The 18,353-nt window shown below is 42.2% G+C and carries 13 protein-coding genes; 6 read left to right on the top strand and 7 right to left on the bottom strand.

Annotation, left to right across the window (positions count from 1 at the left end; all coding sequences use genetic code 11):
- Positions 1–20: 20 nt before the first annotated feature.
- Positions 21–1,106: a 3-deoxy-7-phosphoheptulonate synthase AroG gene (gene aroG / locus DYC50_RS07710; RefSeq protein WP_115249687.1), complete on the top strand. Its 1,086-nt coding sequence runs from the start codon at positions 21–23 to the stop codon at positions 1,104–1,106.
- Positions 1,107–1,296: 190 nt separating this feature from the next.
- Here aroG and ftnA (DYC50_RS07705) read toward each other — a convergent pair whose 3' ends face one another.
- The 3 genes from ftnA (DYC50_RS07705) to DYC50_RS07695 all read right to left on the bottom strand — a co-directional run bounded on the left by ftnA (DYC50_RS07705) (position 1,297) and on the right by DYC50_RS07695 (position 3,450).
- Positions 1,297–1,797, bottom strand: coding sequence for a non-heme ferritin (ftnA, locus tag DYC50_RS07705; protein WP_103852497.1), 501 nt, complete (start codon positions 1,795–1,797; stop codon positions 1,297–1,299).
- Between the two features lie 20 nt (positions 1,798–1,817).
- Positions 1,818–2,306, bottom strand: coding sequence for a non-heme ferritin (gene ftnA / locus DYC50_RS07700; protein ID WP_115249686.1), 489 nt, complete (start codon positions 2,304–2,306; stop codon positions 1,818–1,820).
- Positions 2,307–2,538: 232 nt separating this feature from the next.
- Positions 2,539–3,450: a LysO family transporter gene (locus tag DYC50_RS07695; RefSeq protein WP_115249685.1), complete on the bottom strand. Its 912-nt coding sequence runs from the start codon at positions 3,448–3,450 to the stop codon at positions 2,539–2,541.
- An 89-nt stretch (positions 3,451–3,539) separates the two neighbouring features.
- On the opposite strand from DYC50_RS07695, the gene DYC50_RS07690 reads away from it, so the two are divergent.
- Complete coding sequence (locus tag DYC50_RS07690; protein ID WP_115249684.1) at positions 3,540–5,093, top strand: DUF2813 domain-containing protein; 1,554 nt, start codon at positions 3,540–3,542, stop codon at positions 5,091–5,093.
- A 100-nt stretch (positions 5,094–5,193) separates the two neighbouring features.
- On the opposite strand, the gene moeB is transcribed toward DYC50_RS07690, so the two are convergent.
- Both moeB and moeA read right to left on the bottom strand, forming a co-directional pair.
- Positions 5,194–5,916: a molybdopterin-synthase adenylyltransferase MoeB gene (gene moeB, locus DYC50_RS07685; protein ID WP_115249683.1), complete on the bottom strand. Its 723-nt coding sequence runs from the start codon at positions 5,914–5,916 to the stop codon at positions 5,194–5,196.
- Positions 5,917–5,934: 18 nt separating this feature from the next.
- A complete protein-coding gene (gene moeA, locus DYC50_RS07680) occupies positions 5,935–7,149 on the bottom strand; it encodes a molybdopterin molybdotransferase MoeA (protein WP_115250185.1) in 1,215 nt (404 codons plus the stop codon).
- A gap of 235 nt (positions 7,150–7,384) precedes the next feature.
- Between moeA and DYC50_RS07675 the strand changes: the two genes are divergently transcribed.
- The 4 genes from DYC50_RS07675 to recD all read left to right on the top strand — a co-directional run bounded on the left by DYC50_RS07675 (position 7,385) and on the right by recD (position 14,821).
- Positions 7,385–8,695 carry an NCS2 family permease gene (locus tag DYC50_RS07675; protein ID WP_115249682.1) on the top strand — a complete coding sequence of 437 codons (1,311 nt, stop codon included), beginning with the start codon at positions 7,385–7,387 and terminating at the stop codon, positions 8,693–8,695.
- Between the two features lie 70 nt (positions 8,696–8,765).
- A complete protein-coding gene (locus DYC50_RS07670) occupies positions 8,766–9,122 on the top strand; it encodes a DsrE/DsrF/TusD sulfur relay family protein (RefSeq protein ID WP_115249681.1) in 357 nt (118 codons plus the stop codon).
- 6 nt (positions 9,123–9,128) lie between these two features.
- Positions 9,129–12,767: an exodeoxyribonuclease V subunit beta gene (gene recB / locus DYC50_RS07665; protein WP_115249680.1), complete on the top strand. Its 3,639-nt coding sequence runs from the start codon at positions 9,129–9,131 to the stop codon at positions 12,765–12,767.
- Positions 12,767–14,821, top strand: coding sequence for an exodeoxyribonuclease V subunit alpha (gene recD, locus DYC50_RS07660; protein ID WP_115249679.1), 2,055 nt, complete (start codon positions 12,767–12,769; stop codon positions 14,819–14,821). The genes recB and recD overlap by 1 nt, the downstream gene beginning before the upstream one ends.
- A gap of 81 nt (positions 14,822–14,902) precedes the next feature.
- Here recD and pta read toward each other — a convergent pair whose 3' ends face one another.
- Entirely contained in the window at positions 14,903–17,041 is a 2,139-nt protein-coding gene (pta, locus tag DYC50_RS07655; protein WP_103852891.1) for a phosphate acetyltransferase, read from the bottom strand.
- 65 nt (positions 17,042–17,106) lie between these two features.
- Positions 17,107–18,309: an acetate kinase gene (locus DYC50_RS07650; protein WP_103852890.1), complete on the bottom strand. Its 1,203-nt coding sequence runs from the start codon at positions 18,307–18,309 to the stop codon at positions 17,107–17,109.
- Positions 18,310–18,353: the final 44 nt, after the last annotated feature.

Genomic DNA, 18,353 nt, shown 5'->3' with positions numbered 1-18,353 from the left:
AAGATGTAAGAGAGTGATGTATGACAAAAAGCAAAAATGACATTTATATTGCTAACGATGACACCCGAATTGGCAAAGTAGAGCAGGTGCTACCACCCATTGCGTTAATTGAAAAATATCCAGCAAGCGAAGTGGCGATCAACACCGTAAAAAAAGCTCGCCAACAAGCGCACAATATCATTCATCGCAAAGATGATCGTTTACTTGTCGTGATTGGGCCTTGCTCCATTCACGATCCAAAATCGGCTTTGGAATATGCACAACGCATCAAAGCAATGCGTGAGAAATATCAAGACAGCCTAGAAATTATTATGCGTGTTTATTTTGAAAAACCGCGTACAACGGTAGGTTGGAAAGGGTTAATCAATGATCCTTACCTAAACAATAGCTATGCGCTCAATGATGGTTTACGCATCGCACGCAAATTATTGTTAGATATTAATAATTTAGAAGTGCCAACCGCAGGCGAATTTTTGGATATGATCACACCACAATATGTGGCAGATTTTATGAGCTGGGGAGCAATTGGGGCAAGAACCACAGAATCGCAAGTTCACCGCGAATTAGCTTCAGGTTTATCTTGTGCCGTAGGCTTTAAAAATGCTACCAATGGTGGTGTGCGCATTGCCTTAGATGCCATTGGCGCAGCAGAAGCACCGCATTATTTCCTTTCTGTAACTAAATTTGGCCATTCTGCGATCGTTTCCACTAAAGGAAATGCAGATTGCCACATTATTTTGCGCGGCGGCGACAACGGGCCAAATTACAGCGAAAAAGATGTTAATGAAGTTTGCGAAAGCATCGAAAAGAGCGGTCGAATTCCGCACGTTATGGTGGATTTCAGCCACGCAAACAGCAATAAGCAATTCAAAAAACAATTAGAAGTTTGTGCAGATGTTTGTCAGCAAATTGCACAAGGCTCAAACCAAATCTTCGGCGTAATGATCGAAAGTCATTTAGTGGAAGGCAGACAAGATCTAGTAGAAGGCAAGGAATTAGTTTACGGACAAAGTATCACTGATGCCTGCATCGGCTGGGAAGATTCTGAAGCCGTACTACAAGCTCTATCCGATGCCGTACTAGCACGCCGTAATGTAACGCAATAATTTTATTGGGTTTTAGGAAAGGATAATATCTGCCTTTAACAGTTAGAGTATATCTTACTGATTAAAAGGCAGATTTTTTATGTCTTACTCTCGATATAAATAAAAAAGCACTCATCATTTTTTTGTATTTAATAAACACGTTAAGATGAGCGCTTTCTAAATAAAATTAGAATGAAGATAGGCTAAACAACTAACCGTGATTCACAGCAAGTTTTGCAAGGTCTTTATCCACTAAGAATAATCCTTTGCCGTCATCGCCAAGAAGATTCAGTTTATCTAAAATGCCGCTGAATAATTTTTCTTCTTCGTGCTGTTCTGCTACATACCATTGTAAGAAATTGAAGGCAGAGAAGTCTTTTTCTTCAAAGGTTTTGCCGACTAATTCATTGATTTTGCTGGTGATCAGCTTTTCGTGTTGGTAAGTGGTTTCAATCACTTGTTTTAATGAGCTAAATTCGTGCGGCGGCGCTTCAATTTCGCTAATGATTGGCAAGGCGCCTGTTTCAGTTAAATAGGTAAACAATTTACGCATATGTTGCATTTCTTCTGCAGCGTGGGCAGATAAAAATTGTGCCGCTCCTTCAAAACCTTGCTGTTCGCACCAAGCGCTCATTTGTAAATATAAGTTTGAGGAATAAAATTCCAAATTCATTTGATCGTTTAATAATTTAATTACGTTGTTTGATAACATTTTTCTCTCCTTTATTCTGATTATTCTAATGTGGCTAAATCGCGGTCAATGTAGTAAAGGGAACGTCCGTCCTCGCCCACTAAGTTGAATTTATCAATAATGCTGCTGAACAATTTTTCTTCTTCGTGTTGTTCTGCCACATACCATTGCAAGAAATTGAAGGTAGAGTAGTCTTTGTGTTCAAAGGTAACTTCTACCAATTCATTGATTTTTGCGGTAACGAATTTTTCGTGTTCAAGGGTGATTTCAAACACTTCTTTCAAGGATTTGTAATCATTTTTTGGCGCTTCAATTTTGCCTAATAATGGCATACCTGTGGTTTCATTCACATAGGTGAATAATTTTTGCATATGCATCATTTCTTCATCGGCGTGGCGAAGCAAAAAGGCTGCGGCACCTTCATAGCCGTTTGCTGAGCACCAAGCACTCATTTGTAGATACACATTGGAAGAATAAAATTCCAAATTAATTTGTTCGTTTAGTTTTTTAATAATCGCGTCTTGTAACATAGCCACTCCTTTCCTTAATGGTCAATAAAATATAGTGGGCATAGTTTAACCAGTTTTTTCTTTTTTGCAACTAAAAATATTTGTAAGTTATTAATTTTTAAAGAGAATTTTAATAATAATTATTCTGTTTGAGAGAATCGTTCTTATTGCCAAATGGTAAAAAATAAAGTGCGGTGGAAATTTGGTGAATTTTTTCAGCCTGTATCACAATATACAGGCTGAAAGTGAACTTTTAAGCAAGGGGAATGCTCGAGAAAAATACCAGTAAAATAGGCGGTACGATATTGGTTACAAAGCCAAAACTAATGGCCAGTGGCACAACTTCAATGCCACCAGAACGTTGAATAATCGGTAAGGTGCAATCTAATGCAGTGGCACCTGCCATTCCAACGGCGGTAGAGCGATAATTAAACATAAAAAAGGGAATAATGAACAAGCTGACAATTTCCCGCGAAAGATCATTAAAAAATGCAATGCTACCAAAAACAGGCCCCCAAGCATCATTAATTACCACGCTGGAAAGGGAATACCAACCAAAGCCCGAAGCAATGGCTAGGCCTTGTGTAACGGGTAAATCCAGTACATAAGCGGAAATAATCCCACCTAACAATGAAGTGAGAATAAAAACCAGGCCTGTATAAAGCCCACGCTTATTGAAGATGACTTCACGCAACGCAATGCCGTTATTACGCAGCTGAATGCCGACAAAAAAGATCAACAGTACTAAGGCATAAGTGCTTGTACTAAAAGGGAAAGCAAGCCATTCTTTGGTCAAAATTCCCACCACAAAACCGATCAACACCATTGAGCAAAGCTTGGCGCTGTCTAATAATAATCTCCCGCGCGAAGGTAAATCTTTGCCTAAATGTTTAAGTGGCTGTGGGCGTAGTTTGTCATACAGTATTAAGCCGAGAATATTGCAGCCTTGAATGATTAAAGCAAAAGTGAAAGCAGAAATACCAATTAACGGTAAGGTGTTGGCAAGATCGTCCAAATGCCCTAAAGATACGCCCATAATGAATAAAATCACATAGAGCAACAGCATTACAATTTGATTTATACGCTGCAAAAGTGCGGTGTTTTTTGTCTTAAAAAAATACCCCAAACACATTGGGCCAAGGACGATAAGTAACCCTTCAAACACAGTTTTTTCCTTAAAATGATGAAATTATTGTGCTATTTTACGCAAGTGAACTGAAAATACCAAGTAAACCAAGGATAGAAGGAGCGGTGATGTATTTGCGTCAATTAGATATTGTAGGATTTCGTGGCATAAACCGTCTCTCATTTACCTTGCAACCGAATATGGTGTTGATTGGTGAAAATGCGTGGGGGAAATCCAGTTTATTGGCGGCGTTGAGCTTAATTTTTAATGATGAGAAACGCCTTTATCAATTCCAAGCAACGGATTTTTATCAGGACGAAAATAATGCCTTTACGGCGAAAGAAATCACCCTTTTCTTTACCTTTAGTGTTCATCGTGAAGCTAAATCCTTAACGCATTTTCCTTATAACCAATTGGCTATTTTTGATGATGAACCCTACGCCAAAATTAATTTTCAGATTACAGGGGAAATGCAAGGGGCAGAGATTCTCACCACCTATCATTTTTTAGATGGCGAAGGGAATGTACTTAAGCTGGAAAATCCTGAACAAATGGCAATGGCGTTAATTGCGCAGCACCCTGTTTACCGTTTTCGTGATGCAAGGTTGAATTCATCAGCCAAGCACCAACATTTTTCAGCGTTACCCTTGTTAGATGATCCGAAAGTCAATCGTGAAATTCAATCCACACTGCACTTGCTGCAACATTATTTTCTCAATCGTGCGATGGCAGCAGAATTAATGCAAGATACCACCGCACTTTGGAACGATGTGAAATCCCTTTGCCTAAAATTGCGTGAAAAGCAGCATCATTCATTACGCCATATTTTATTGCAACAATTAACCCAATTATTTGTTTCTGCCGATGAATTACGCGATTTTCACAGCTTGCGGCCGATTATTTTATTTGAAGATCCCGATGCCCGCCTGCACCCAAGAATGGTGGCGATTATTTGGGAGTTGGTCAGTTATTTGCCGATCCAACGTATCACCACCACGAATTCCGTCGAATTGCTTTCACAAATCCCTTTGCAGTCCATTTGCCGTTTAGTGAGAAATGCAGAGCGTACCCAAGCCTTTCAGCTTGCACATCAATTAAATAAAGAAGAATTACGCCGTTTGAGTTTTCATATTCGGCATAATCGTAGCCTTGCATTATTTTCTCGAATGTGGCTGTTGGTGGAGGGCGAAACGGAAGTTTGGATTTTAACTGAATTGGCAGAATTGCTTGGTATTGATCTTGCGATGGAAGGCATCAGGATCGTGGAATTTGCCCAGTGTGGCTTGCGCCCTTTGATTCATTATGCCAAAGCGATGGGGATTGAGTGGTATGTGCTGACTGATGGCGATGAAGCAGGCAAAAAATATTCTGCAACGGCGAAAAGTCTGCTCAATGATAAGGAACCGCCAGCAATGCGGCTTACTTATTTGCCGAAAAAAGACATTGAGCATTTTTTCTATTATGCTGGTTTTGAACAAACCTTTATTCGATTGGCGCGCTGGCAAGATCATTCACAGAAATATTTAGCTCATCGCATCATTCAACGTGCTATACAACGCACATCAAAGCCCGATCTTGCGGTGGCGTTATCCAATGAGATAAAACAGCGTGGGGTTGCGTCCATTCCGCGTTTGTTTAAACAGCTTTTCACGCGCGTGTTAATTTTAGCTCGTTCATCTTAAGAAATCGTCTAAGCTCGAACAAACGAAGCGATAGAGAAAAAATAACAGAAAAAAGAAAAAATAAGCGGCAATCAATGCCGCTTTGTTTCGCTAATTTAGGCTAAACGGGGATTTTAATTTCCCGAATCTTCATTGTGAAGCCATCAATGAGCAATAATCGTCCACATAAATTCTCACCGATTTTCAACCGCACTTTGATCGCCTCAAGGGCTTGCATTGAGCCGACAATACCCACCATTGGCGCAAGCACGCCTGTTTCCACACAGCTTAATGGCGCATTGCCGAAAAGCTGGCTAAGTTGGCGGTAAGTGGGCGTGTTTTCTTCATAAGTGAACACGGAAATTTGTCCTTCCATACGGATTGCCGCACCAGAAACCAGTGGCGTTTTGTTTTGCTCACAACAACGATCTAGCTGATTGCGTGTTTCCACATTATCGGTACAATCTAGCACCACATCAACGCCTTGCAATAATGCGAGTAGGGCATCATCATCTAATTGTTGATTGATGGTTTCCAGCTCAACGTGCGGATTTAAACGCTGTAAACTGAGCAGGGCGGATTCCACTTTGGGCATTGCCAGACGGCTATCATCGTGCAACACTTGGCGCTGTAAGTTAGACAAAGAAACGGTATCAAAATCCACTAAAATCAATTTGCCAACGCCTGCCACGGCTAAATATTGGCTCGCCGCACAGCCTAAACCGCCCAAGCCCATTATCAGCATTGTGCTGTCTTTCAGCGTTTCTTGTCCGTCAAAATCAATGGCTTTCAGCACAATTTGGCGATTGTAACGCAGTTCTTCTTCAGCAGTGAGTTCGATCATAATCAGCCTAATAATTTATTAACCCAATAATTCATTGAAAGGTTCAATGGTCACCATTTCACCCGCTTGCACGTTGCCACGTTCTGCTTCTAATACAATAAAGCAGTTGCTTTCAATGAAAGCACTAAAGAGATGAGAACCTTGGAAACCCACGGCTTTCACTTCAAGTTGTCCTTGCGCATTGACCCAATAAAAACCGCGTTGGAAATCTTTGCGACCCACGCCTTTTTTCAGATTTTCACTTGCGATTGCCTTAAGCTGTTGTGGCGCTTGCCATTGGCTGTAACCACTGAGCTTGGCAATGGCAGGCTGCACTAATTGATAAAAGGTAACCAAGGCGGACACAGGGTTGCCCGGCAAGCCGCAGAACCACGCCTTTTCTAATTTACCAAACGCGAAAGGTTTCCCCGGTTTCATCGCAATTTTCCAGAAATTAACCGCCCCCAGTTTTTCTAAAATCGTCTTGGTGAAATCCGCTTCACCCACTGACACGCCACCGCTGGTGATCACTAAATCCGCCTGTTCTTGCGCTTGCAAAAAGGCTTTTTCAAATAGCGCTTCATCATCAGGCAGAATGCCGAAGTCTAAAATTTCGCAGGGCAATTTTTCCAGTAATAATTTCACGGTAAAGCGATTGGTATCGTAAATTTTACCGCTGCTCAATGGCTCGCCAACAGGAACTAATTCATCGCCAGTGGATAAAATCGCCACTTTCAAACGCGGAAATACAGGCACTTCCGCAATACCTAAGGAAGCAAGCAATGGCAAGGAAAGTGCGGTGAGTTTTTCACCCATTTTTAGCACCACGTCCCCTTGCTTTACATCTTCACCGGCTCGGCGAATATTTTGCCCTAATTTTGGCATTTCGTTGAAAGTAACTGTGCCGTCTTCGTTAAGTTGCACATTTTCTTGCATCACCACTGCGTCTGCGCCAGCTGGGATCATCGCACCAGTCATAATTCGCACCGCACTTTGTGGCAACCATTCGCCATTAAAAGGATTGCCTGCAAAAGCTTTGCCAGCCACGCTGAGTGTGCGTGATTGGGCAAGATCTGCAAGACGCACCGCGTAGCCGTCCATCGCAGAATTATCAAAAGATGGCACATTAATCGGAGAGATAATATCCGCCGCACAAATGCGCTGGCTGGCTTGCGAAAGCGGCAAAGTTTCCGTTTGTTGCGGCGCAGGAAGCTGTGCCAACATTTCATTCAAAGCTTGTTCAATGCTTAACATAAATTGTCCTTTTTCAATCAAGAATTGCATTCTATTCTACAAGAAAGTGCGGTGATTTTTATAGAAATTTTATAATTCTATTGTGATATTAAGACTAAAATTGGTTTTATCGTGCAATTTTTTTTGCTAAAAAACCTATCGCGAAATCGTTTGCTTTCTGCTAGAATTGGCAGGAAAAACACCCTTCTTTAAGTTGCGTTTTTCATCTTTTTTATCAACTAATCTGGATTAAAAAATGGAAAATCAGTCTTTTCTACAAAAACTTTTTAAATTAAATCAAAAAAATACCACAGCAAAAACAGAAATTATCGCAGGGATTACCACCTTTTTTACGATGGTTTATATCGTTTTTGTTAATCCGTCCGTGTTAGGTGATGCGGGAATGGATAAACAAGTGGTGTTTGTTACCACCTGTTTAATCGCCGCTTTCGGCACGATTGCAATGGGCTTATTCAGCAATTTACCTATTGCACTCGCCCCCGCAATGGGGCTGAACGCCTTTTTCGCCTATGTGGTGGTGGGAAAATTGGGCTATTCTTGGGAAGTGGGAATGGGGGCGATCTTTTGGGGATCGGTTGGCTTATTCGTGCTAACGCTGTTCCAAATTCGCTATTGGTTAATGGCGTCTATTCCGCTGAGTTTACGTGTCGGCATCGGGGCGGGGATTGGCTTTTTTATCTCCCTGATCGGCTTTAAAAATATGGGCCTAGTGGTGGCAAACCCAGCAACTTTAGTGGCATTAGGTGAGCTACACAATCCGCAAGTGTTAATGGGGATTTTGGGCTTCTTTATTATTGTTGTGCTAGCGGCACGCAATATTTATTCTGGCGTATTGATCTCTATCGCAGTAGTTACAACTTTAGCCTTATTATTTGATGATAGCGTTGTGTTTCACGGGATCATTTCAATGCCACCAAGCCTTGAGCCAGTGGTGGGCAAAGTGGATATTGTCGGCGCATTAGATACCGCCTTGCTCGGCATTATCTTCTCTTTCTTGCTCGTCAATTTATTCGATTCTTCAGGCACATTGCTTGGCGTAACTGATAAAGCAGGGATTAGCGATGAACAAGGCCGCTTCCCGAAAATGAAACAAGCCTTGTATGTGGACAGCGTAAGTGCGGTGGCGGGATCTTATCTCGGTACTTCCGCGATCAGTACCTATATTGAAAGTGGTGCTGGGGTTTCCGTTGGTGGGCGTACAGGAATGACCGCCGTTGTAGTTGGCGTGCTGTTCTTATTAACCATTTTCTTCTCGCCATTAGCGAGCGTTGTTCCACCTTATGCCACCGCTGGCGCTTTGGTTTACGTGGGGATTCTAATGGCCTCAAGCTTAATTCGTGTTCAATGGGAAGACTTAACTGAAGCCACACCTGCCTTTATCACCGCAGCAATGATGCCGTTCACTTATTCCATTACGGAAGGTATTGCCTTTGGCTTTATTAGCTACTGTGTGATGAAAGTTTGCACAGGACGCTGGAAAGAAGTCAATGCACCAGTTTGGGTGGTTTCCTTACTCTTTATTGCCAAATTCGTTTGGGTTGGCTAAAACAAATTTGATAAACTAAGTGGGCGATTTGCCCACTTTTTTGTATCTACAATTTTCATAGGAGTTCCTTATGCAAAACATCTTATTTATTGTGCATTCTTCCCCTTATGGCGATGAACATTTTTTCAGCGCGTTACGCCTTGCCTTGCAGTTACAAGAACAACATAAAAGTGCGGTGCAATTACGCTTATTTTTTATGTCTGATGCCGTGGTGGGCGGTTTAGCTCAGCAGCAGCCAGCGGAGGGCTATCATTTACAACAAATGATCGAAATTCTCACTGCACAAGGGGCGACCATTAAATTATGCAAAACTTGTGCCAATGCGCGCGGCATTCACAATGCACCACTTGCTGATGGGGTAGAAATTGGCACATTAATTGAGCTTGCAGATTGGACAATGGAAGCAGATAAGGTACTGAATTTTTAATTTATGATGACGACAAAAACGCAAACTCTCAATCCAGCCACAATGCCGTTGCAGGGCGTTAGCCTGATCGAAGCGTCCGCGGGAACGGGTAAAACTTACACAATGGCTTCATTGTATATTCGTTTATTGCTACAAGCGGGCGAAAATTGCTTTGACCAGCCGTTGCCCGTGGATAAAATTTTGGTGGTTACCTTTACCGATATGGCAACGCAAGAACTGCGCGAGCGTATTCGTGCAAGGATTTACCATAGCAAACAGCTGCTTTTGCAATATCAAGCCACGCAGGATTTAGATGTGTTTAGCCAAGGTGGCGATCCCTTGCTTGGCGAGCTTGTACAAAGTTTGCCGGATATTCCTTTGGCGATTCAACGCCTTAACTGGGCAGAACAGAGTATGGATACCGCTGCGATTTACACGATCCACAGTTTTTGTCGCCGTATGCTAATGCAATATGCCTTTAATTCGGGCGTGCATTTTAATTTAGAGTTGGTTACTGATGAAAGTGATTTGCTCGCACGCTTAACCAATGAATTTTGGCGTGAAACCTTTTATCATCAGCCTGTCATCGTGGCGAAATGGGTTTATGAAAACTTAAAATCGCCACAGGAATTACTGAAAAAAATTAAGGATTATTTAGATAAAGAAGCCTTTGATGTGGCACTTTCTGATCCAAGCCTACTTGAGCTTTCTCTTGATGAATTTTTCCAACAACATTTATTGGCTCGCTATCAGGCGATTGAAGAATTTAAGCAAGAATGGTTGGCGAATGAGCAAGAACTCGCAGAATTTCTAGCAAAGAATAAAGCGCAAATTAAAAATTACCGTGCAGATTATATGCTAGGGCGCTTTGAGAAAATGCGATTGTGGGCGGAAGATCCTGATAATTATAGCTTACCTGATATTCTCATTTATTTTACGGAAAAAGATATTGCAGCCAAAACCAAAGCAGATTTTGAGCCTTTGCAACACCCTTTATTCAGCCAAGCGGAAAAACTGATTGAACAGTCGGAAGGCATTTCCCTCACGTTGCCCATTGTGCTTTACCATTCCATTCGCACCATTCGACAAAAATTGTTTGATTACAAAAAACATCACACGCAAAAAGGTTTTAATGATTTGTTGCGTTTGGTGCGAGAGGGCTTATGTGGTGAGAATGGGCAAGAATTAGCCTCGTTGATTCGCAATCAATATCCCTTTGCAATGATTGACGAATTTCAGGATACGGACGCTCAGCAATATCAAATTTTTTCTAAAATTTATATCGAAAATCCGCCACAACAATCGCAGTCTACAGCCTCAGGCTTTATTATGATTGGCGATCCGAAGCAGTCTATTTATCAATTCCGTGGCGCAGATATTTTTACTTATTTTAAGGCTTCACAGCAAGCCAATCAGCGTTTTACACTGAAAGAAAACTGGCGTTCCACCGCCGCATTAATTCAATGTGTTAATGGGATTTTTGATTTTGAACAGCCAGCGCCATTTTTATTTGATGAAATTCAGTTTGAGCCTGTAAAAGCAGGGAAAAATCTACCGCACTTTAACCTTAACGGACAAGATGAGCCAGCTTTAAGTTGCTATTTAGGCGATGCGTATAATCAAGAGCAATTTGCCGAAACCTGCGCCATTTCCATTCAACAATGGTTAAAAAGTGCGGTGCAAAATCAAGCAAAATTTGGTGATGAGCTATTGCAAGCCAAAAATATCGCCGTGCTGGTACGCAGCTGGAAAGAAGCACTGAGCGTTAAAACTGCCTTGCAAAATTTAGGCATTGCTTCGGTGTATTTGTCGGATAAAAGCAATGTGTTTGACAGTGAAACCGCGCAGGAATTGGCGTTAATTTTGCAGGCTTGTTTAAACCCATTGAATGAACGCCACATTCTCAACGCCATTGCCACCCGATTATTTGGCTTAACCAGTGCGGAAATTTATCAAATCAAGCAAGATGAAAATCTGTGGGAACACTGGGTGGAAGCCTTTTTTGCCTATCAAAAAACCTGGCAACAAAAAGGCATTTTGGTGATGTTGCACCAATTATTGTTAAATGAAGAAAATCCACTCACCCAACGCTTGCTTACTCGTAGCCAAGGGGAGCGTATTTTAACCGACTTCTTGCACTTGGCAGAGCTGTTGCAGCAAGCCAGCCGCTTAAATGAAAGCGAAGCCGCCTTATTGCGTTGGTTTGAAAAACAAATTCAAGGCACAGATCGAATGCAAGAAAGCATTCGTTTAGAAAGCGAACGAGATTTAGTGAAAATCGTGACGATTCATAAATCAAAAGGCTTGGCTTACGATTTGGTGTGGCTGCCCTTTATTGCCTCCCCTGCGAAAGGCGTCAAAGGTACCATCACCACCTATTACGCCGCAGAACAAGATCAAGTGTTGTGGGATATGGAAAAGCAGCAGTCGGCGCAAGTTTTAAAAGAAAATTTGGCAGAAGAAATGCGGCTGCTTTATGTGGCGCTCACCCGCGCTAAATACCAAGTGGCGTGTTGTCTGCCGCAATCCTTTGAGAAAAAATGGAATGGTTTGCTTTATGCTTTAAGCCAAGGGGCGATTGGCGAAAAGATAACATTCTCCGAAGCCTATGATACCCACTCATTATTGCAAGCCTTACAGCAAAAAGTGGGTGAGCAGAATGTTGCCATTCGCAGCATCGAAGATCTTGAAGCAAGCGCGCCTTTGGTTTCAGTTTCTCAAGATAAAATCTTTAGCCCAGCTATATTTAACGGCAATATTGAATATCATTGGGGGGTAACCAGCTTCACCGATATGGTGCATAAGCATCAGCGTAATAAATTAAAATTACAGGCAGAAAATGAAAGTGCGGGGCAAATTTCGTCAGTTTTTGATCAAGGTAAGGATTACGATTTCAACCTGCCGCCAACAGCAAATTTAAGCGAAGAAAATACGCCAGCACAAGAAAATGAAAATACTTATCCGCAAGGCTATAGCCCTTTTGATTTGCCAAGCGGCGTGCGCGTGGGGACGATTTTGCACCGATATTTAGAAAAAAATACCGCACAATCCGCCCTTGATGAGCAAAACCTTGCCAAATTATGCCAGCTGTTACAACTTGATGAGCAGTGGATTTCCACCTTGCAACAATGGTTTAATGCCATTTATCACAGCCCATTATTGGCAGGGGAAAGCCTAACCCTTGCCCAAATTCAGCAACAAGATTGCTTAAAAGAAATGCAATTTTATTTGAAACTCAATAAAGCCTTTGACGCCACGGCGTTTAACCGAGCTTTGCAAGATTATCACCCACATTCTTCGCAAAATCTGATTTTTGAGCGCTTGCAAGGAATGTTGCGCGGCTTTATCGATCTCGTGTTTCGTCATCAAGGCAAATATTATGTGTTAGATTACAAATCAAATTTACTTGGTCATCAACTGGAAAATTATCAGCCTGCGCAGTTGCCTGAAGTGATGAAAAACGGTTTCTATGACTGGCAATATTTGCTTTACACCTTGGCGTTGCACCGTTATTTACAAAGCCGCGATCCAGATTATCAATATGAGCGAGATTTTGGTGGCGTGATTTACACGTTCTTGCGTGGAATGAATGGGCAAGATCAAAATGGCATTTATTTTGATAAACCAGATTGGCGGCTAATTCAAGCCTTGGAGGAATTGTTTTAATGCTTGGGCTAATTAAAGAACTGAAAGAAAAAGGCGTGTTTAGCGAGGCTGATTACCATTTTGCACGGCTGATTGCTGAAAAACAACAAGGCAAATCCTATTCCTTACGCCAACAAAATTTAGCAATTTTATTGGCGGCGTTGTGCAACTATTCTTATTCGCAAGGGCATAGCTGTTTGTTGCTTGAAGAAAATCTGCTACAGAATTTGTTGCCTTACAGCGAACGAGAATACGCAAACCGTATTAATGAACAAATTGGCTTTCTGCCAGCCAGCCAATGGATTGCGGAATTGCAGGATCATATTGCGTTTACCACTGATCCGAAAAGCAAGGTTTCACCTTTGGTATTCCAGTTTAACGCTTTGTATTTTTATCGCATTTGGCAAGATGAATATCGCGTGGCGGAATATTTTGCCAATGCTATTAAACGTGCCGAACACGGAATAAAGCAGCAAAGTACCAAACAAAGTGCGGTGCAAAATTTAGGAATTTTTGACCGCACTTTTGATCCGCAAGCTATTGCGACCATTTTGCAAAAATATTTTCCAGCTTCACCACAACCAACGCAAATTAACTGGCAAGAAATTGCGGTGGCAATGGCGCTGAAGCAGCCTTTCACCTTAATCAGTGGTGGGCCGGGAACGGGCAAAACCACCACCGTAACACGCTTGTTACTTGCTTTGCAGGAGTTGTATCAGCAAGGTTTACGCATCAAACTGGTTGCGCCCACTGGCAAAGCCACCGCGCGGTTAAAAGAGAGTATGGACAATTCCTTAGCTCGCTTGCAAGCAGAGCTAGCTTTGCCTGAAGCCTTAATTGCAGCTATTCCCACCCAGCCTGAAACCTTGCACCGCTTACTTGGCGTGCGTTTTTATGAAGAAATGCCACGTCATAATAAGCAAAACCCTTTGCTCATTGATGTGTTGGTGGTGGACGAATCTTCAATGATTGATTTATCCCTAATGGCGAAATTGTTACAAGCCTTAAAACCGCAAACTAAATTGATTTTGTTAGGCGATAAAGATCAGCTTGCTTCCGTGGAGGCAGGGGCAATTTTGGCAGAGTTAGGCAAATTTATTGCGCAGGGATATAGCCCTGATTTTGTGGCTTATTTACAACAAACCACAGGGCAACATTTGCCAGCGGTGGAGAAAGGAAATCCAATTCGCGATCACCTTTGCCATTTAACCCAAAGCCATCGTTTTGATGAACATTCCGCCATTGGTCAGCTCGCGAAACTGATTAATCAAGGCAAAGCCGAAGAAAGCTGGCAGCTGTTGCAAGCAGGGGATTTGGCAAAAAGTGATGTTGTAACAAATTCACCCTTAACCTTAGTGGATTTTATGCAATTTGCCCAAGAGATGGACGTGAATACGGTGGCGTATCAGCAATATTGTGCCAATCTGATTGTGAAAAGTGCGGTGCAAAATTACGCCGATTTTTTAACCTTAATTCAGCAAATTAAGGCGCAAAATCAGCCGTTAGATTCAGAAAAAATTCAGCAAATTTTCACCGCATTTAACAAAGTGCGTTATCTCACCGCATTACGCGTAGGGGAGTTGGGCAGTGAAAAACTCAATCAAGGCATTGCAGAGGGGTTGCGTGCAAAAGGCTTAGTGCAATTTAATCAAGCGCGTGAGCATTATCTCGGCAAGCCTATTATGATTACGCAAAATGACAGCAACGTGGGCTTGTATAATGGTGATGTTGGGTTGTATTTATTGAATTTTGATGAACAAGGAAAGGCACGCGGACATTTTTATTTTGAAAATGGCAAACGGGAGTTAGCCAGCCGTATTCCAAGCCACGAACCCGCTTTTGTGATGACGGTACATAAATCGCAAGGTTCTGAATTTGATCATGCTTTTATGGTGTTGCCCACTGAACCCAACCCGATTTTATCCCGCGAGTTGGTTTACACCGGCATTACTCGCGCCAAAAGCCGAGCCACCGTGTTTAGCACGGAGCAAAGCTGGAAAACGGCAGTGAAAAAGCCAACCAAACGGCAAAGTGGGTTAGCCTTGTTGTTGCAAGCTATGCTACCAAGTGAGTAATGCTATTTGAGCATTGGATAAATAAAAAATCTCCATTATGTGTTTGACATTAATGGAGATTTTTATCAGATAAAGCTTGGATTATTGCGTTGCTTGGATTGCTGTTAATGCAATGGTGTACACAATATCATCGACTAATGCACCGCGAGAAAGATCGTTCACAGGCTTACGCATACCTTGTAGCATAGGCCCAATAGAAACGAGATCCGCAGAGCGTTGTACCGCTTTATAAGTGGTGTTACCTGTATTCAGATCTGGGAACACGAATACGGTGGCTTTACCCGCAACTGGTGAGTTTGGCGCTTTAGAACGTGCCACATCTTCCATAATTGCCGCATCATATTGTAATGGACCGTCAATGATAAGATCTGGGCGTTTTTCTTGCGCAAGGCGCGTTGCTTCTTTCACTTTTTCAACGTCCGCACCGCTACCTGATGTACCCGTAGAGTAGGAAATCATTGCCACTTTTGGATCGATACCAAAGGCTTTCGCAGAATCTGCTGATTGAATTGCGATTTCTGCAAGCTGTTCTGCCGTTGGATCTGGGTTTACCGCACAGTCACCATAAACAAGCACTTGATCTGGCAATAACATAAAGAAGATTGAAGAAACAATGGAGTTACCCGGTGCTGTTTTGATAATTTGCATTGGCGGACGAATGGTGTTCGCTGTGGTGTGAACCGCACCTGAAACCAAGCCATCAACTTCGTTGGCTTCTAACATCATTGTGCCAAGTACCACGGTGTCTTCTAGTTGCTCACGGGCAAGCGCTTCGGTCATACCTTTGTTTTTACGCAATTCGACTAAACGGGCCACATAGTTTTCACGCACGCTTGCAGGATCAATAATGGTGATACCTTTGCCTAATTGTACGCCTTGCGCTTCTGCCACACGTTGAACGTCAGCAGGGTTAGCTAAAAGCACACATTCTGCAATACCACGTTCTGCACAAAGGGCAGCAGCTTTGATGGTACGCGGCTCGTCCCCTTCAGGCAACACAATGCGTTTTTTCGCTTGGCGTGCTAATTCGGTTAATTGGAAACGGAACGCTGGTGGTGATAAGCGGCGTTGGCGAGAAGATTCAGCCACAATTGAATTAACAAAGTCTGCATCAAATTGTTGGCTAGTGTATTGTTTAATGCTTTCAATACGCTCTTTATCATCGACTGGCACTTCAAGGTTGAAACTTTGTAATGCAAGAGCTGTCTGCCAAGTGTTGCCCTCAATACGGAAAATTGGCAATCCTGTGCTTTCAAAAACAGGTTGGCACAGTTTTTTGATTTGGCTATCTAATTTGTATCCGCCAGTTAAAAGCAAGCCACCTAACTCAATGCCATTGCTTGCAGCAAGGGCCGCAGCAACTAATACATCAGGGCGATCTGCAGAAGTAACTAACAAGCTACCATTGCGGAAGTGTTCCACCATATTTGGCAAGCTTCTTGCACAGAACGTAATGCTACGAATACGGCGAGTTTGGATTTCCCCCTCATTGATAATGGCTGCGCCTAAGTGTTTCACCAAATCAATCACACGAGTTGCGATAAGTTCTGCATTCCAAGGGATACAAGCAAGTACTTTGATTGGGCTTTTTTCAAATAATTTATACACTTCAGCCACGTTGCTATGGCTATGTTGATAAGCGTCAAAAATCTCACTTAAATCAGGGCGAGTACGGCCAGATTCATCAATTGGTGCGTTGAATTTGTTGATAACCACACCCAGTAAGTTTTTGTTATTTTTACCACCAAATTGTGAAGCAGCGGCTTCTACACGCTCTTTCAGCTGCGCTGGCGTTTCTGTTGAAGGGGCAGCAACCAAAATGATTTCTGCATCTAGCGCTTGGGCAATTTCATAGTTAATGCTGTTGGCATAGCTATGTTTGCGCGTTGGGATTAAGCCTTCAACAATGATAATTTCATTGTTTTTAGCTAATTGTTGGTGATTTTCAACAATTTTCTCTAATAAAACATCAGATTGATTTTGTCCGATTAAGCTTTCCGCCACGCTTAGCATAAATGGCTCAGCGGTTTCAATAGAAGTGCTAGTACGAACGATAGAAGTGCTGCGATCAAGTTTATCTTCGCCAGTATTTGGTTGTGAAATAGGTTTCATAAAACCAATTTTCGCGCCTTTTTCTTCAAGCGAACGAATTAAACCAAGGCTAACACTGGTTAAACCAACGCCAGCACTCACAGGAATAAGAATAATTGTGCGAGACATAATAAACCTTTAGGTTAAATGATGAAAAAGAAACTGCCGAATAATTCGGCAGTCTGTTTATAAAATTAGCTACAAAGTTTTGCAGTATCTTGTGCGATTACTAATTCTTCGTTTGTTGGGATAACCATTGCCACAGGGGTGTTATCTGCGGTGATCACGCCTTCGTTACCAAAGCGTGCTGCAAGGTTTTTGTCGTTATCTAGTTTATAGCCGAAGAGTTTTAAATGCTCTAAGGTTTTTTCACGAACAAGTCCTGAGTTTTCACCAATACCACCCGTAAACACGATAGCATCTAAACGCTCACCGATAACCGCCATATATGAACCGATATATTTCGCTAAACGGTAGCAGAATACATCTAAAGCACGTTTTGCTGCGGCTTCTGCATCATAGTTATCTTCTGCATAACGACAGTCGCTGGTTACTTCTGTTAAACCTAATAAACCTGATTTTTTGGTTAATAAGGTGTTGATTTCTTCAACGCTCATACCTAGGTTATCGTGTAGGTAGAAAATGATTGCTGGGTCTAAATCACCAGAACGTGTACCCATCACTAAGCCTTCTAATGGGGTTAAGCCCATTGATGTATCAATACATTTACCGTGACGAACGGCAGCTACTGATGCACCGTTACCTAAGTGACAAGTGATCACATTTACTTGATCCGCAGGTACGTTTAAACGCTCAGCTGCTTGTTGGCTTACATAGAAATGGCTTGTACCGTGCGCACCGTAGCGGCGAACACCGTGATCTTTATATAAAGAATAAGGAATAGCGTATAAGAACGCTTCTTCAGGCATTGTGGTATGGAATGCTGTATCAAACACCGCCACGTTTTTATCTTTTAAGTGCGGAAACATTTTGAATGCTTCTTCAATACCGATTAAGTGCGCAGGGTTGTGTAGTGGCGCAAATTGGATCGCGTCTTTAATCCCTTGAATAACTTCATCATTGATGATTACAGAAGAAGTGAATTTCTCACCACCGTGAACAATACGGTGACCAATTGCCACAATCTCATCTTTTAATGATGGATCTAATGGGAAAATATTGTTCACAATAAATGCAAGGGCTTCACTGTGTGCCGCACCAGCACCTAATTCCGCATTGCCTTTTTCACCGTGCAATTTCCATTTGATACGCGCATCTGGCAGGTGGAAAGCTTCTGCAAGACCAGATAATTTTTCTTCACCTGTTACAGGATCTAAAATAGAAAATTTAAGTGATGAACTACCGCAGTTAAGTACGAGAACTAATTTTTGAGACATAAGTAACCTATCTTTAATTAAGTTAAAAGGAATCCGTCTAACAT

Source organism: Avibacterium avium, from assembly GCF_900454535.1.
GTDB lineage: Bacteria > Pseudomonadota > Gammaproteobacteria > Enterobacterales > Pasteurellaceae > Avibacterium > Avibacterium avium.
This window is presented reverse-complemented; position numbering and strand designations above follow the sequence as displayed.

Bases quoted from the DNA above. Each gene is read 5' to 3' on its own strand.
- ftnA (WP_115249686.1), bottom strand. From the start codon at position 2,306: ATGTTACAAGACGCGATTATTAAAAAACTAAACGAACAAATTAATTTG.
- pta (WP_103852891.1), bottom strand. From the start codon at position 17,041: ATGTCTCGCACAATTATTCTTATTCCTGTGAGTGCTGGCGTTGGTTTA.
- moeB (WP_115249683.1), bottom strand. From the start codon at position 5,916: ATGATCGAACTCACTGCTGAAGAAGAACTGCGTTACAATCGCCAAATT.
- aroG (WP_115249687.1), top strand. From the start codon at position 21: ATGACAAAAAGCAAAAATGACATTTATATTGCTAACGATGACACCCGA.
- DYC50_RS07675 (WP_115249682.1), top strand. From the start codon at position 7,385: ATGGAAAATCAGTCTTTTCTACAAAAACTTTTTAAATTAAATCAAAAA.
- moeA (WP_115250185.1), bottom strand. From the start codon at position 7,149: ATGTTAAGCATTGAACAAGCTTTGAATGAAATGTTGGCACAGCTTCCT.
- DYC50_RS07670 (WP_115249681.1), top strand. From the start codon at position 8,766: ATGCAAAACATCTTATTTATTGTGCATTCTTCCCCTTATGGCGATGAA.
- DYC50_RS07690 (WP_115249684.1), top strand. From the start codon at position 3,540: ATGTATTTGCGTCAATTAGATATTGTAGGATTTCGTGGCATAAACCGT.
- recB (WP_115249680.1), top strand. From the start codon at position 9,129: ATGACGACAAAAACGCAAACTCTCAATCCAGCCACAATGCCGTTGCAG.
- DYC50_RS07650 (WP_103852890.1), bottom strand. From the start codon at position 18,309: ATGTCTCAAAAATTAGTTCTCGTACTTAACTGCGGTAGTTCATCACTT.
- ftnA (WP_103852497.1), bottom strand. From the start codon at position 1,797: ATGTTATCAAACAACGTAATTAAATTATTAAACGATCAAATGAATTTG.
- recD (WP_115249679.1), top strand. From the start codon at position 12,767: ATGCTTGGGCTAATTAAAGAACTGAAAGAAAAAGGCGTGTTTAGCGAG.